A 13,338-nucleotide genomic window follows, 5' to 3' on the forward strand; every position below is an offset into this window, starting at 1 on the left:
CATCTCAGTTCACCTGGTAGTGGCTCATACCGGCCATTCTGCGCTGGACGCCGGCGATCTCCCGCACCGCCTGCGCCACCAGGCTCCGGTCCAGCGGGGACAGCCGTTTCATCTCCAGGACGTCGGTCGGCGTCTCACCTCGGTCGAACTGCGCGACCTGGTACCTCAACCGCACCCGCTGCAGGACGTCGAAGACCTCGGTCAGTGTCCTCGCGTCGTCGTCGGGCAGCAGCGCGCTCCCCGCCGCGACCTGTAGCCGGGCGCGGGTGTTCACCTCGGTGGATTCGACGCTCAGCGCCGCCCACCGCGCGATGTTGACCAGTGGCGTCAGCGCGTGGGTCTTGATGTCGAAAGAGTCGCCGCGCCGGGTCAGGACATCGCGCATCGACCGCAGACGGGCCTTGGTCGACAGCGACTCCTCCAGCAGCAGACGCATGGTGCGCGGATCGGCACGTAGCGCGCCGATCATCTCGACTCCCGGTGCCGGCGAACGCGATTCACGACGCGACCCGAAGAGGGGCCGGCCGTCGAGGATCAGCGACGTGAAGATCATCCCTTTGTTCTCGAGCGGCGCGTCGATCCAGCCGCGCGACGCCGTCTGCCACTGGCCGCGGGTCCGCGAAAACAGCGGCTTCGACGCGATGGCGCCGTTGGTATCGACGGTCAGACCGGCACCGCGGAGCATCTCGTCGAGCTCGGCGAAGGCCTCTCGGTAGCCGTCGAGGTCGGCCCCCTCCAGCGAGTCGTCGAACACCACGGCCGAGTCGACATCGGAACTCGGCACCGGCTCCCGACGCGCGTTGCTGCCCAGCGACAACCAGGTGTACGCCGCGGGATCGACGTCGGGACGGTTGTCGACGACGAGTTGCAACCCTTGCAGCACCACGGCGTCGACGATCAGTGACGCGACCCTGGTGACCTCGTGTGCCGGGCGGTCCCGCCGCACGAGATCGGCGACCAGCTGTGGGATGCGCCGCGCGTGCCCCTGCAGTTCCGCCACCGTCTGCGACCGCGAAATCTGTTCGCGCAGCGGCATACTCGAACCGGCCGGGTCCGCGACGAAATCGCTCGCGCCGATGACGCCGAGGACAGTGCCGGCGGTGTCGCACACCGGGATCACCGTCAGGTCGCGGTCGACGAGCTCGGTGAGGGCGTCCACCGGGGCGGTCCGGGAGTCGACGACGAACGCCGGCCCGTCGAGGACCTCCCCCACCGGGGTGTCGATGCTCCGCCCGGCGGCGACGACCCGCGCGCGGATGCCGGCGTCGGTGAGCAACCCGAGACCGTGTTCGGGGCTCGGGATCACGATGTAGTCCTGGTCGCGCTCGGTCATCAGCGCCGCGGCCTGCCGCACGGTCATGTCGGCCCGCCCGATGACCGGCGCGGTCCGCAGCAGGTCGGCGACCGTGCGCGAGCCGGGTGTGCGCTGCGCGTCGCGGCGGTGCGCGACCGTCAGCTGATCAGGCGGACCGTTCATCCCTGAAGATCATAGGCGGCCGCGGATACGACAACCGGGCCCGCCGTCCGCGAGGGACGACGGGCCCGGTGTGGGGTACTTCAGATCAGAACGGCTCAGGCGTCGGCGGTGGCCGCTTCGGCGGCCGGGGCCTCTGCCTTGTCGTCGTCGACCGGGACGAGGCTGATCTTGCCGCGCTCGTCGATGTCGGCGATCTCGACGCGGAGCTTGGAGCCCACGTTCACGACGTCCTCGACCTTGTTGACGCGCTTACCCTTACCGAGCTTCGAGATGTGCACCAGGCCGTCGCGACCCGGCAGCAGCGACACGAACGCACCGAACGCGGTGGTCTTGACGACGGTGCCGAGGAAGCGCTCGCCGACCTTGGGCAGCTGCGGGTTGGCGATCGCGTTGACGCGGTCGATCGCAGCCTGGGCCTTCACACCATCGGAGGCGCCGACGAACACGGTGCCGTCGTCCTCGATGGAGATGTTGGCGCCGGTCTCCTCGGTGATGCCGTTGATCGTCTTGCCCTTGGGGCCGATCAGCTCGCCGATCTTGTCCATCGGGATCTTGATGGTGGTGATCCGCGGCGCGAACGGGCTCATCTCGTCGGGCTCGTCGATGGCCTCGGCCATGACGTCGAGGATGGTCAGTCGGGCATCCTTGGCCTGGCTGAGCGCACCCGCGAGCACCGGCGACGGGATGCCGTCGAGCTTGGTGTCGAGCTGAAGGGCCGTCACGAAGTCCTTGGTGCCGGCGACCTTGAAGTCCATGTCGCCGAAGGCGTCTTCGGCGCCGAGGATGTCGGTCAGTGCGACGTAACGGGTTTCGCCGTCGACGGTGTCGGAGACCAGACCCATGGCGATGCCGGCGACCGGGGCGCGCAGGGGCACACCGGCGTTGAGCAGCGACATGGTCGAGGCACAGACCGAACCCATCGAGGTGGAACCGTTGGAGCCCAACGCCTCCGAGACCTGGCGGATCGCGTACGGGAAGTCCTCGACGCTCGGGAGCACCGGCATCAGGGCACGTTCGGCGAGCGCGCCGTGGCCGATCTCGCGACGCTTGGGCGAACCGACGCGGCCGGTCTCACCGGTCGAGTACGGCGGGAAGTTGTAGTGGTGCATGTACCGCTTGGACGTCTCGGGTCCGAGCGAGTCGACCTGCTGCGCCATCTTCACCATGTCGAGGGTGGTGACGCCCATGATCTGGGTCTCGCCACGCTCGAACAGGGCGCTGCCGTGGGCGCGCGGGATCACGCCGACCTCGGCGGAGAGTGCACGGATGTCGGTGATGCCGCGACCGTCGATGCGGAAGTGGTCGGTCAGGATGCGCTGGCGAACGAGCTTCTTGGTCAGCGAGCGGTAAGCGCCGCCGATCTCCTTCTCACGACCCTCGAACTGCTCGCCGAGCTGGGCGAGGATGTCGGCCTTGAGCTCGTCGGTCTTGTCGTCGCGCTCCTGCTTGCCGGGGATCGTGAGGATCTCCGAGAGGCGCTCGGTCGCGGCGGCGGCGACGGCCTCGTAGACGTCGTCCTGGTACGGCGGGTACAGCGGGAACTCCCCGGTGGCCTTGGCAGCGGCGGCGGCCAGCGACTTCTGTGCCTCGCAGAGACGGGCGATGAACGGCTTGGCGGCCTCGAGGCCCTCGGCGACGATCGCCTCGGTCGGTGCCTGGGCGCCACCGGCGATCAGGTCGATGACGTTGTCGGTCGCCTCGGCCTCGACCATCATGATCGCGACGTCGGCGGAATCGCCTTCACCGCTGACGATGCGGCCCGCGACGACCATGTCGAACACGGCACCCTCGAGCTGCTCGACGGTCGGGAACGCGACCCACTGGCCGGCCTTGTTCTCCTCGGTCGGGATGAGCGCGACACGCACGCCGCCCACCGGACCGGAGAACGGCAGACCCGCGAGCTGGGTCGACGCCGACGCGGCGTTGATGGCCACGACGTCGTAGAGGTCGTTCGGGTTGAGCGACAACACGGTCACGACGACCTGGATCTCGTTGCGGAGACCGTCGACGAACGACGGGCGCAGCGGGCGGTCGATCAGACGGCAGGTGAGGATCGCGTCGGTCGACGGACGGCCCTCACGACGGAAGAACGATCCGGGGATGCGTCCGGCGGCATACATCCGCTCCTCGACGTCCACCGTCAGCGGGAAGAAGTCGAAGTGCTCCTTCGGGTGCTTCGACGCGGTGGTGGTCGAGAGCAGCATGTTCTCGTCGTCGAGGTAGGCGGTCACCGAACCGGCGGCCTGCAGGGCGAGGCGCCCGGTCTCGAACCGGATCGTGCGGGTGCCGAAGCTCCCGTTGTCGATGATCGCGGTGGCCTCGGTGATCGCGTCGTCGTACTCGTCGGTGAAATCTTCGGTGGTGGTCACATCTGTCATGTGGGGTGGAATCCCTTCGTAGCGGCTGCCGTGAGCGGCCGTCATGATGCGCGGCCACGCAGACATGGCCGCTTGTGCGGTTGAGGGTGGTCATCGCGAGGTGCGCCGCGTACACCGAGGTATCGGTGCAGAGGTGCTGTCGAACTCATCGCACGCGCGGATCGGACCTACCCAGAACGCGCCGAGAAAATATGGCAGCGGGTGAATGGCGCGACGTGTTCGCGCCCGGTTGAGTGCTCAGACGGCCTTCGATCGAAGCGGCCGGAACCTGTGCTCCGGCGGCCACTACCGAGGACCGATCTGGCTCGTCGTCACGCACTGCCATCAGTTCACGGCAACGATCCGTGTGTCAGCCTATCACCGCGTGCTGTCAATACCGGAATACAACAGACCGGCCACCTCCCCGTGGGAGATGGCCGGTCGGTGAGTCTGTTGCCGCGAGGACGCGATCAGCGACGCAGGCCGAGGCGCTCGATGAGCGAACGGTAGCGGTTGATGTCGACCTTGGCGACGTACTTCAGCAGACGGCGACGACGGCCGACGAGCAGCAGCAGACCGCGGCGGCTGTGGTGGTCGTGCTTGTGCTGCTTGAGGTGCTCGGTGAGGTCGACGATGCGCTTGGTCAGCAGCGCGACCTGGGCCTCGGGCGAACCGGTGTCGGTCTCGTGCAGACCGTACTCGCCGAGGATTTCCTTCTTCTGCTCGACAGTCAATGCCATGAGCCACTCCTGTTTCTCAGTGCCGCGTCTGAAAATGAACCACGGTGCGCCACCGCGGACTGCAGCAACACCGACCGATCAGGCTACCTGCCGAGGGACGCTGGACCCAAATCCGTCGGACACCTACCCGCCGACGTGGATGCCCGTGTCGCGGCCGAGCCACCACCAGACCAGCGCGACCGCGATCACCCCGATCACCGCGCCGACGATGATCGCGATCGCCTGCAGCCGTCGGGCCTGGTGCCGCGCGGCGCCGCGGCCGGTCAGCGATACACCGACCACACCCAGGACGACCGAGGTGAACGCGGCAGCGAGCATGAGGAACAACCCGGTTGTCGGGTCACCGACGTCGGCGGCTGCCGACGTGGCCCCGACCTGTCCCAACGGCAGCGTCAGCCCGAGGGCCGCACGGGTACCGCTCCGGCCATGACGACGACGCCGACACCGGCCCCGGCGACCACGGCGAAACCCGGATGCGGTGCACCCACGCGGCGCACCACGGCGTAGAGGGCGGCGAGCCCGCCGACGATGATCAGCAGACCCAGCGCGGTGGTGAACCACCCGAGTGTCAGCTGGGTTCCGAACGCCTCCGCGTAGCGCCCGTTGTGCACGCCGAAACCGTTCGGGTTGAGAGGGGCGAGCCCTACCGAACCGAGGTCCACCCACTCCATGAAGGTCGCGGCAACGACCACCAGACCCAGGACGACCGATGTGAGAGCCGCGGCGATCGCCGCGGTCGGCGCGGGTCCCTTGCCGGGAGCGTCGGCCCCTTGGCTGCTCACGATGTCTCGGCCGCCGCCAGGATCTTCCTGGTCGTGGCGACGTCGTTGCCCATCTCGGCGACGAGGGCGTCGATCCCGTCGAACTGGACCATCCCGCGGATGCGGTGGACGAAGTCGACGGCGACGTGCTGGCCGTAGAGGTCGGCGTTCTTGTCGAGGACGAAGGCCTCGACGGTGCGGGTGCGTCCGGAGAAGGTCGGGTTGGTGCCCACCGACACCGCGGCCTGGTATCGCTCGCCCGGGACGACCTCACCGACGGCCGGTCCCGCGCCGAGGATCGTGAACCAGGCGGCGTACACGCCGTCGGCGGGGATCGCGGCGTACATCGGCGGCGCGACGTTGGCGGTCGGGTACCCGAGATCGCGTCCGCGACCGTCGCCGCGCACCACGACGCCCTCCACCCGGTGGGGCCGGCCGAGAGCCTCCGCGGCCCGGTCCATGTCGCCGGCCGCTACGCAGGAGCGGATGTAGGTCGACGAGTAGGTCACCGCGTGTTCACCGAACAGCGAGATGGCCTGCACCTCGAAGCCGAACTTGCCGCCCAGCTCCGTCAGTTTCGCGACATCGCCGGCCGCTTTGCGCCCGAAGGTGAAGTTGTCCCCCACCACGACGTCGGCGGCATGCAGCGTCTCGACGAGGATGTCGTGGGCGAAGTCCTTGGGCGATCGCGCCGCGAGCTCCGGGGTGAACGGCATGACGCAGAAGACGTCGATGCCGAGTTCCTCGGCCAGCTCGGCGCGTCGCGTCAGCGTGGTCAGTTGCGGCGGATGGGATCCCGGCCGCACGACCTCCGACGGATGCGGGTCGAAGGTCATCAGGACCGAGGGGACCCCGTGCTCCTTCGCCGCCTTCGTGGCGGCATGGATCAGTTCGGCATGCCCACGGTGCACACCGTCGAAGACACCGATGGTGACCACGCACCGTCCCCAGTCCGCGGGGATGTCGTCAAGACCTCGCCATCGCAACACGCGACCAGACTACGGGCAGCACCAGTTCCAAACCACCACCGCCACACGCGTACGGGCAGACAAGGGGACGCTAAGCTCGTATCCATGCCATGGCGATCGGACCGTCCGGTGAACGAGCTCTCACAGGTCACCCAGGACTATCTGAAGGTCATCTGGACCAGCCAGGAATGGGAAGACGTCAAGGTCACGACCAAGCTGCTGGCCCAGTCCCTCGGCGTCTCCGCGTCGACCGCGTCGGAGGCCATCCGCAAACTCGCCGACCAGGGTCTGGTCTCCCACGAACCGTACGGCGCGGTGACGCTGACCGACGAGGGACGCGAGGCCGCGATCCTCATGGTGCGGCGCCACCGTCTCCTCGAGACCTTCCTCGTGCGCGAACTCGGCTACCGCTGGGACGAGGTACATGACGAGGCCGAGATCCTCGAGCACGCCGTCTCCGATCGGCTGATGGCCCGGCTCGACGCCAAACTCGGCTTCCCCGACCGGGATCCGCACGGCGACCCGATCCCCGCACTCGACGGTTCGATCCCCACGCCCGCCGCGGCGCTTCTCGCCGACCTCGAGGTCGGGGCGTCGGGATCGATCGCCCGCATCTCCGACACCGACCCCGAGATGCTGCGCTACTTCGACGAGGTGGGCGTGGCCCTCGACTGTGTGGTCACCGTCGCCGAGAAGCGTCCCTTCGCCGGCACCATCTCGGTGTCCCTCGACGACGCGGCGCCGATCGACCTCGGCGACATCGCCGCGCGGGCGATCTTCGTGGTGCCGCGCTAGCGCCTCAGCGCAGGGTGGCGGGTCGTACGACCATCACCGAACTCGCCCGCTTGCCCTTCTCCTGGATGAGCGCGATGGCCTGCTCGTGCGGGTCGACGACGACGTAGACACCCTTCATGCCGATGGGCTCGAGCCACCGTCCCTGGCTGATGGATTCGGCCTCGTCGTCGCTGATGTCGCGACGCGGGAAGGAGATCTTGACGGCCTCGTCGATGTCGAGGCTGACGCGGCCGTCCTCGCGGACCTCGTCGAGCGTGCGCGCGTGTTCGAGGGTGAAGGGGCCGACGGCGGTGCGCCGTAGGGCGGTGAGGTGTCCGCCGACCCCGAGTGCGGAACCGAGATCGCGCGCCATCGACCGGATGTAGGTGCCCGAAGAACAGTCCACGGCGACATCGAGATCCACGACGCCCGCGGTGTCGTTCTCGTCGCCACGACGGGTGGCGCGAACATCGAAGCGCGACACCGTCACCGGACGGGCGGCCAGATCGAAGTCGGCGCCGGTGCGGACCAGTGCATGTGCACGACGGCCGTCGACCTTGATCGCCGAGACCTTCGCCGGGACCTGCTGGATGTCACCGGTGAGATCGGCGACCGCGGAGGCGATCTCGTCGTCGGCGACACCGGACGCGTCGACCGTGGTGAGGATCTCCCCCTCACGGTCGTCGGTGGTGGTCGAGGCGCCGAGCCGGATGGTCGCGGTGTAAGACTTCGTGGTCAGCGACAGCAGGCCGAGAAGCTTTGTGGCCCGCTCGATCCCGACGACGAGGACACCGGTGGCCATCGGGTCGAGGGTGCCGGCGTGGCCGACCCGGCGCGTGTTGAAGATCTTCCGGCACCGCGAGACGACGTCGTGGCTGGTGATCCCGGCCTCTTTGTCGACGATGAGCAGGCCGGCCTTCTCGATGGTTGCGTCGGCCATCTCAGACCATCGCGATCGTCGTGGTGATGATGCCGCGCTCGACGAGCCAGCGGCCGTGGAACTCGAGCACGGGTGCGCCGCCGTCGACCGCGGCCGGGTCGATGAGGATGCGCGAGATGAACGTCCCGGAGGTCTCCGCCGTCTGCTCGAAGGTGATGAGGGCGTCCTCGAATCCCAGCCACCGCTTGGTGATCGGGAACCACGCCTTGTAGGTGGCCTCCTTGGCGCAGAACAGCAACCGGTCCCAGTGCAGGCCGGCCGGCCGGGTCGCGAGGACCTCGCGTTCGGCGGGCAGGCTGGTGTGGTCGAGTACGCCGTCGGGCAGTGCTTCGTGCGGTTCGGCATCCATGCCGAGGGAACGCACACCCATCGCATGGGCGACGATGGCCGCGCGGTAGCCGTCGCAGTGTGTCAGGCTGCCCACGATGCCCGCGGGCCAGATGGGGGCACCCTTGTCCCCCTTGAGGATCGGCACCGGGTCGTAGCCCAGCTCACCGAGCGCCTGTCGGGCACAGTGGCGCACGGTGGTGAACTCGCGGCGACGCTTCTCGACGGCGCGGCCGATGAGCGCCTGCTCGGCGGGCATGGGGACCAGGCCCGGCGGATCGTCGAACGCCTCCGCCGAGGCGACCCCGGATGGGAGGAGTTGTTCGATCACTGTTCGTCCTTTCGTGCTTGCCGCTCCGCCTGCCGCGTACGGCGTTCTGCCTGCCTCTGCTCCACCCGTGCCCGGAACTCCGCGGCTCGTTCGGCGTAATCGGGCGGCAGGTCGAACCGCACGCCGTGCTCGGGAAGGTCGGTCGGGCCGAGACCGTCACCCGGCACGATGTTGCGCATCAACGGGTTGGGCAGGCCGCGTCGCTTCCACTCGCGCGGGTAGCCGACCGACACCTCTTCGAACCGGACGCCGTCGTACCAGGTGGTGCGCGGGATGTGCAGGTGCCCGTACACGCAACACTCCGCGTTGAACTCGGTGTGCCAGTCGGCCGTCAGCTCGCTGCCGCACCACAGGGCGAACTCCGGGTAGATGAGCGCATCACACGGTTCACGGCGCAGCGGCCAGTGGTTGATGAGGACGGTCTTCTCCGAGGGATCGAGCGCCTGCAACCGGCGACGCGTGATCTCGATCCGCGCGCGACCCCAGGCGTCTCGGGTCGGGAAGGGCTCGGGCGAGAGCAGGAATTCGTCCGTGGCCACCACGTTGCGTTCGCGCGCGAGGGCCAGCGCGGTCAGCTTGTTGGCGGTGCCCTCCGGCCGGAACGTGTAGTCGTACAGCAGGAACATCGGGACCACGCGGACCGGGTCGCTGCCGTCGCCGGGATCGAACAGCGGGTAGATGTCCTCCGGGGTCACCACACCGATGTCGCGGCACGCCTGGACCAGATAGTCGTACCGCGCGACCCCGAACACCTGCAGCGGATCCTTGGCCGTGGTGTACAGCTCGTGATTGCCCGGAACCCAGATGACGGTGTGGAAGCGGGTGCGCAGACGGCGGAGGGTGTCGACGATGTCGTCGGTGCGTTCGGCGACGTCACCGGCGACGATGAGCCAGTCCTCCGCCGAGGACGGCCGGATGTCGTCGATGATGTGCTCGTTGCCCCGATGGGCGACGTGCAGATCGCTGATCGCCCACAAAGTTGCCACGAGGATCCATCGTGCCAGAGGTGATGAATCCGCCGTGCCGCGGGCGGCCCCACGTGGGACCATCGAGCGGTGTGGGGCAATCGAGGGCCCTGGTGGGTCCAGACGCTGGTGAGTGCCGCGATCCTCGTCGCGTTCGCCGCCGCCCTGGTGGCGTCGCTCCACACGATGGAATCGGCCGGCACCGGCTCCTGGGTTCGGTACGGGGCGTCCGCGGTCGTGCCGTTCGTGTTCCTGCTGATCACCGCGGCGTGGGCACGTAGCGGTGTGCGGCTCGCGCTCGTACTGCTGGTCGGGCTCATCCTCCTGGCCCTCGAACGGGTCGCGATCCTGCCCTTCTATCTCGACTCGTCGGTGATCGCCGACTGGGACGCGCGGGCCCTCGACACGGCGGCGATGGCGAACATCGCCCTCTTCGACAGCGGCGCGGTCATCGTCTGGTCGATCGCACGCCGCCGGACGCCGGCGACCTGGCTCGGTGTCATCCCGGCGGCCGGGGTGCTCGCCCTCGGCACCTGGGCGATCCACTTCCACCAGCCCGACTTCGGCGTGGACCTCACGAGCGGGGGCACACTCCCCCTCGGCTACTTCGCCGGCGTGGTGGCCTTCGAGATGGCTTTCATCCTCGTGGCCGTCCTGATCCTGTGGGCGTTCGACGGCATCGGTCTGACAATGCGACGCGGCGCATCGACGGTGCCGCCGCAGGGACCGCCGGCCGACGATTTCGGCGCCACCCAGCTCTACCGGACGCAGGCGCACCAGACGGATCAGCGGGAGACCGAACGGTATCGCCCACCGCCACCTCCGCTCGGGAACCGCCCGCCCGCGCGGCCCGAGGACCCGTCGTTCCGCACCACACAGATCCGCAGACCCGACGATCGTCGCTGAGGCTTCAGGCCCGGACGGCCCCGGTCTGTCGCCATCGGCCGGAACGGATACGCCACACGACGGTCGCGAGCCGGACCAGCATGAACACCACGAGGCCCGACCAGACGCCGGCCAGACCCCAGTCGAAGATCAGCGACAGCCAGATCAGCGGCAGGAACCCGACGAGTGCGCCGGTGAGTGTGGCGGTGCGCAGGAAGGCGGCGTCGCCGCTGCCGAGCAGCACGCCGTCGAGGGCGAAGACGACCCCGGCGATCGGCAGCATGCCGACGAAGAACCACCAGGGCACCCCGATCGCGTCGAGCACGGCGTCGTCGGAGGTGAAGACGCGCGGGATGAGTGACGCGCAGGCGGCGAACACCGCGGCCATCGCGGTCGCCGCGATCACCGACACAGCGGTCACCCGGCGGACCACCGAGTCGGCGACCTTGAGCCGGCCGGCGCCGAGAGCCGCGCCGACGAGCGCCTGGGCGGCGATCGCGACCGAGTCGAGGAACAGCGCCATGAACTCCCAGAGCTGCAGTACGAGTTGATGCGCCGCGACCTGGGCGACGCCGAAGCGGGCGGCCACCGCGGCCGCCGACACGAAGCAGATCTGGAACGAGAGACTGCGCACGACGAGATCGCGCGCCATCGCCAGCTGGGCGACGATGATCGTGCGGTCCGGCCGGAACCCCTGCGACTCCCCGGACGCCTCGCGAATCACCCGCACCGCGAACAACGCGCCCGTGACGCCCTGGCCGATCACATTGGCGACGGCGCTACCCGGGAGGCCGAGACGCGGGAACGGCCCGATGCCATGCACGAGGCCGACGACGAGCACGGCTGCGAGCGACAGCCCGATGACGACGTAGACGACCGGACGACGTGTGTCCTGCACACCGCGCATCCACCCGTTGCCCGCCATCGACAGCAGGATCAGCGGGACGCCGAACATCGCGATGCGCATCCAGTGCGCGGCGTCGGCGGCCACCGCGGCCGATGCCGGCGACGACGTACCGACGAGCAACCGCATGACCAGCGGCGCGAGCGGATACGCGACCGCGACGATCACCACGCCGACGGCCACCGCGATCCAGCTGGCCTGGACGCCCTCGCGCACCGCGCCGGCCCGGTCGCCCGCACCGAATCTGCGCGCCGCGCGGGCCGTGGTCCCGTACGACAGGAAGGTCAGCTGGGTGCTGACGATCGACAGGACGAGGGTGCCGACGCCGAGCGCGGCGAGCTGATCGCCGCCGAGCCGGCCGACGACCGCGAGGTCGAGGAGCAGGTAGAGCGGCGGCGCGATGAGCACCGCGAGCGCCGAGACGGTGAGCGTCGCGATCCGCGCGACGCCCACATCGTCATGTCCCGCATCGTCGACGCCGGGTGTGTCCTGCCGGGTCTCGCTCAGAGCGACTCCAGCAACCGGGCGACCACCTCGTCGGCGGTGCCGGTGTCGCTGTAGCCGGAGGCCTGGCGGTGTCCGCCGCCGCCGTGGGCGCGGGCGATCGGGACGAGGTCGACGATCTCCTTGGACCGCAGTGACACCGTCCAGACCTCGGGTTCGCTCTCCTTGAACACCGCGGCGACCTCGGCGTCGCGAGCCGTCCGGATGGTGTCGATGACGCTCTCGGATTCCTCCCAGCTCATGCCGGCGAGGGCCTGCTGGTCGACGATCGCGTAGACCAGACCCTCACCGTTGCAGGCCGACGGGACCAGCTGCGCCGAGGCCAGCACGCCCGACATCATGGCGAACCACTCGAACGGATGGGAGTCGAACAGGATGCGACTCCACCTGCGCGCGTCGACGCCGGTCTCCAGCAGGCGGGCCGCGATGCGGAACGACTGCGGGCGGGCCCATCGGAAGGAGCCGGTGTCCGTGGTCAGCCCGGCGTAGATGCAGGTGGCGATGTCGGCGTCGAGTTCGACACCGAGTTCGTCGAGCACGTCGAGTACCAGCACCGACGTGCAATCGGCGGCCGGGTCGATGAGGTCGAGATCACCGAAGCCGGGATTCGACGCGTGATGGTCGATGGTGATCGAGGTGTCGGCCGCGCTGAATACCGCCCCCAGCGAATCGAGGCGCTCGAGGTTGGCGGCGTCGACCGACACCACCAGCGGGTGCCCGACCACCTGGCTCGGAGAACACAGGAGTTTGCTGCCGGGCAGGCCGCCGAGGGATGCCGGTAGCTGTTCGGCGCCGGGATAGGACACCTCGACGTCGACGCCGCGCCGGTCGAGGGCCAGTCCCAGTGCGAGACCGCTGCCGATCGTGTCCGCGTCGGGGCGGATGTGGCAGCAGATTGTCACCGCCGGCGCGTCGGCGAGCTTGGCGGCGATCGCCGCAGTCGGCGAACCGCTCACTTGTCGTCGGGGTCGGCGTCGTCTGCCGAACGGTAGGGATCGGCGTCACCGGCCGGTGATGCCTCGGCCGCCTGCCGCGCGACGAGTTCGTCGGCAGCGCGGGCGCGCTCGACGAGCTCCTCCATCTGGCGGGCGGTGTCGGGAACCGTGTCGAGCATGAAACGCAGGGTCGGGGTGAACCGCACCCCGGTGCCGGCGCCGACCTTGGAGCGCAGCACCCCGGTCGCCTTGGCGAGGCCGGCCGCCGCACCCTCGTAGTCGGGTTCGACGTCGAGGGATTCGCCCATCACCGTGTAGTAGACGGTCGCGTCGTGCAGATCATTGGTCACGCGGGTGTCGGTGACCGTGACGTAGGCCAGGCGCGGATCCTTGATCTCGGTGGCGATCGCCGAGGCGACGATCGTCGAGATCCGCTTGGCCAGACGTTGTGCCCGTGCCGGATCAGCCAT

At 69.1% G+C, this 13,338-nt stretch carries 14 protein-coding genes; 2 read left to right on the forward strand and 12 right to left on the reverse strand.

Annotated features, from left to right (window positions below):
- Positions 1-4: 4 nt before the first annotated feature.
- From BLU62_RS08925 to BLU62_RS08945, 6 genes are all read right to left on the reverse strand, one after another.
- Positions 5-1,477: a putative nucleotidyltransferase substrate binding domain-containing protein gene (locus BLU62_RS08925; RefSeq protein ID WP_074849180.1), complete on the reverse strand. Its 1,473-nt coding sequence runs from the start codon at positions 1,475-1,477 to the stop codon at positions 5-7.
- Positions 1,478-1,572: 95 nt separating this feature from the next.
- The gene (locus BLU62_RS08930; RefSeq protein ID WP_074849181.1) at positions 1,573-3,855 is read right to left on the reverse strand and encodes a polyribonucleotide nucleotidyltransferase; all 2,283 of its coding nucleotides are present in this window, start codon (positions 3,853-3,855) and stop codon (positions 1,573-1,575) included.
- 449 nt (positions 3,856-4,304) lie between these two features.
- Positions 4,305-4,574, reverse strand: coding sequence for a 30S ribosomal protein S15 (gene rpsO / locus BLU62_RS08935; protein ID WP_074849182.1), 270 nt, complete (start codon positions 4,572-4,574; stop codon positions 4,305-4,307).
- A 123-nt stretch (positions 4,575-4,697) separates the two neighbouring features.
- Positions 4,698-4,958: a hypothetical protein gene (locus BLU62_RS33780; protein ID WP_244278098.1), complete on the reverse strand. Its 261-nt coding sequence runs from the start codon at positions 4,956-4,958 to the stop codon at positions 4,698-4,700.
- A gap of 8 nt (positions 4,959-4,966) precedes the next feature.
- Positions 4,967-5,356 carry a hypothetical protein gene (locus BLU62_RS33785; protein ID WP_244278099.1) on the reverse strand — a complete coding sequence of 130 codons (390 nt, stop codon included), beginning with the start codon at positions 5,354-5,356 and terminating at the stop codon, positions 4,967-4,969.
- Positions 5,353-6,324: a bifunctional riboflavin kinase/FAD synthetase gene (locus tag BLU62_RS08945; protein ID WP_074849183.1), complete on the reverse strand. Its 972-nt coding sequence runs from the start codon at positions 6,322-6,324 to the stop codon at positions 5,353-5,355. The genes BLU62_RS33785 and BLU62_RS08945 overlap by 4 nt, the downstream gene beginning before the upstream one ends.
- Before the next feature lie 84 nt (positions 6,325-6,408).
- On the opposite strand from BLU62_RS08945, the gene BLU62_RS08950 reads away from it, so the two are divergent.
- Entirely contained in the window at positions 6,409-7,098 is a 690-nt protein-coding gene (locus BLU62_RS08950) for a metal-dependent transcriptional regulator (RefSeq protein WP_208863615.1), read from the forward strand.
- 4 nt (positions 7,099-7,102) lie between these two features.
- Here BLU62_RS08950 and truB read toward each other — a convergent pair whose 3' ends face one another.
- Genes truB through BLU62_RS08965 form a run of 3 tightly spaced genes read right to left on the reverse strand, consistent with a single transcriptional unit; the run spans position 7,103 to position 9,724 of the window.
- On the reverse strand, positions 7,103-8,017 hold the full coding sequence (gene truB, locus BLU62_RS08955) for a tRNA pseudouridine(55) synthase TruB (protein WP_074849185.1): 915 nt from the start codon (positions 8,015-8,017) through the stop codon (positions 7,103-7,105).
- 1 nt (position 8,018) lies between these two features.
- A complete protein-coding gene (locus tag BLU62_RS08960) occupies positions 8,019-8,675 on the reverse strand; it encodes a 4'-phosphopantetheinyl transferase family protein (RefSeq protein WP_074849186.1) in 657 nt (218 codons plus the stop codon).
- On the reverse strand, positions 8,672-9,724 hold the full coding sequence (locus BLU62_RS08965; RefSeq protein ID WP_425284538.1) for a metallophosphoesterase family protein: 1,053 nt from the start codon (positions 9,722-9,724) through the stop codon (positions 8,672-8,674). The genes BLU62_RS08960 and BLU62_RS08965 overlap by 4 nt, the downstream gene beginning before the upstream one ends.
- Positions 9,725-9,730: 6 nt before the next feature.
- Here BLU62_RS08965 and BLU62_RS08970 point away from each other — a divergent pair, with 6 nt between their 5' ends.
- A complete protein-coding gene (locus BLU62_RS08970) occupies positions 9,731-10,546 on the forward strand; it encodes a hypothetical protein (RefSeq protein WP_084811767.1) in 816 nt (271 codons plus the stop codon).
- Positions 10,547-10,550: 4 nt separating this feature from the next.
- Here the strand turns inward: BLU62_RS08970 and BLU62_RS08975 are convergent, their stop codons facing one another.
- The 3 genes from BLU62_RS08975 to rbfA are packed head-to-tail and all read right to left on the reverse strand — an operon-like array spanning position 10,551 to position 13,338.
- Positions 10,551-11,882, reverse strand: a complete 1,332-nt coding sequence (locus tag BLU62_RS08975) for an MATE family efflux transporter (protein ID WP_244278100.1) — start codon at positions 11,880-11,882, stop codon at positions 10,551-10,553.
- 50 nt (positions 11,883-11,932) lie between these two features.
- Entirely contained in the window at positions 11,933-12,889 is a 957-nt protein-coding gene (locus BLU62_RS08980) for a DHH family phosphoesterase (protein ID WP_074849189.1), read from the reverse strand.
- Complete coding sequence (rbfA, locus tag BLU62_RS08985; RefSeq protein ID WP_074849190.1) at positions 12,886-13,338, reverse strand: 30S ribosome-binding factor RbfA; 453 nt, start codon at positions 13,336-13,338, stop codon at positions 12,886-12,888. Before rbfA ends, BLU62_RS08980 begins: the two co-directional genes overlap by 4 nt.

This window comes from Gordonia westfalica, assembly GCF_900105725.1.
In the GTDB taxonomy this organism is placed as follows: Bacteria; Actinomycetota; Actinomycetes; order Mycobacteriales; family Mycobacteriaceae; genus Gordonia; species Gordonia westfalica.

Excerpts from the sequence above, each read along its gene's own strand:
- BLU62_RS08925 (WP_074849180.1), bottom strand. The coding sequence starts at position 1,477 with ATGAACGGTCCGCCTGATCAGCTGACGGTCGCGCACCGCCGCGACGCG.
- BLU62_RS08930 (WP_074849181.1), bottom strand. The coding sequence starts at position 3,855 with ATGACAGATGTGACCACCACCGAAGATTTCACCGACGAGTACGACGAC.
- rpsO (WP_074849182.1), bottom strand. The coding sequence starts at position 4,574 with ATGGCATTGACTGTCGAGCAGAAGAAGGAAATCCTCGGCGAGTACGGT.
- BLU62_RS08950 (WP_208863615.1), top strand. The coding sequence starts at position 6,409 with ATGCCATGGCGATCGGACCGTCCGGTGAACGAGCTCTCACAGGTCACC.
- truB (WP_074849185.1), bottom strand. The coding sequence starts at position 8,017 with ATGGCCGACGCAACCATCGAGAAGGCCGGCCTGCTCATCGTCGACAAA.
- BLU62_RS08965 (WP_425284538.1), bottom strand. The coding sequence starts at position 9,724 with ATGGTCCCACGTGGGGCCGCCCGCGGCACGGCGGATTCATCACCTCTG.
- rbfA (WP_074849190.1), bottom strand. The coding sequence starts at position 13,338 with ATGGCTGATCCGGCACGGGCACAACGTCTGGCCAAGCGGATCTCGACG.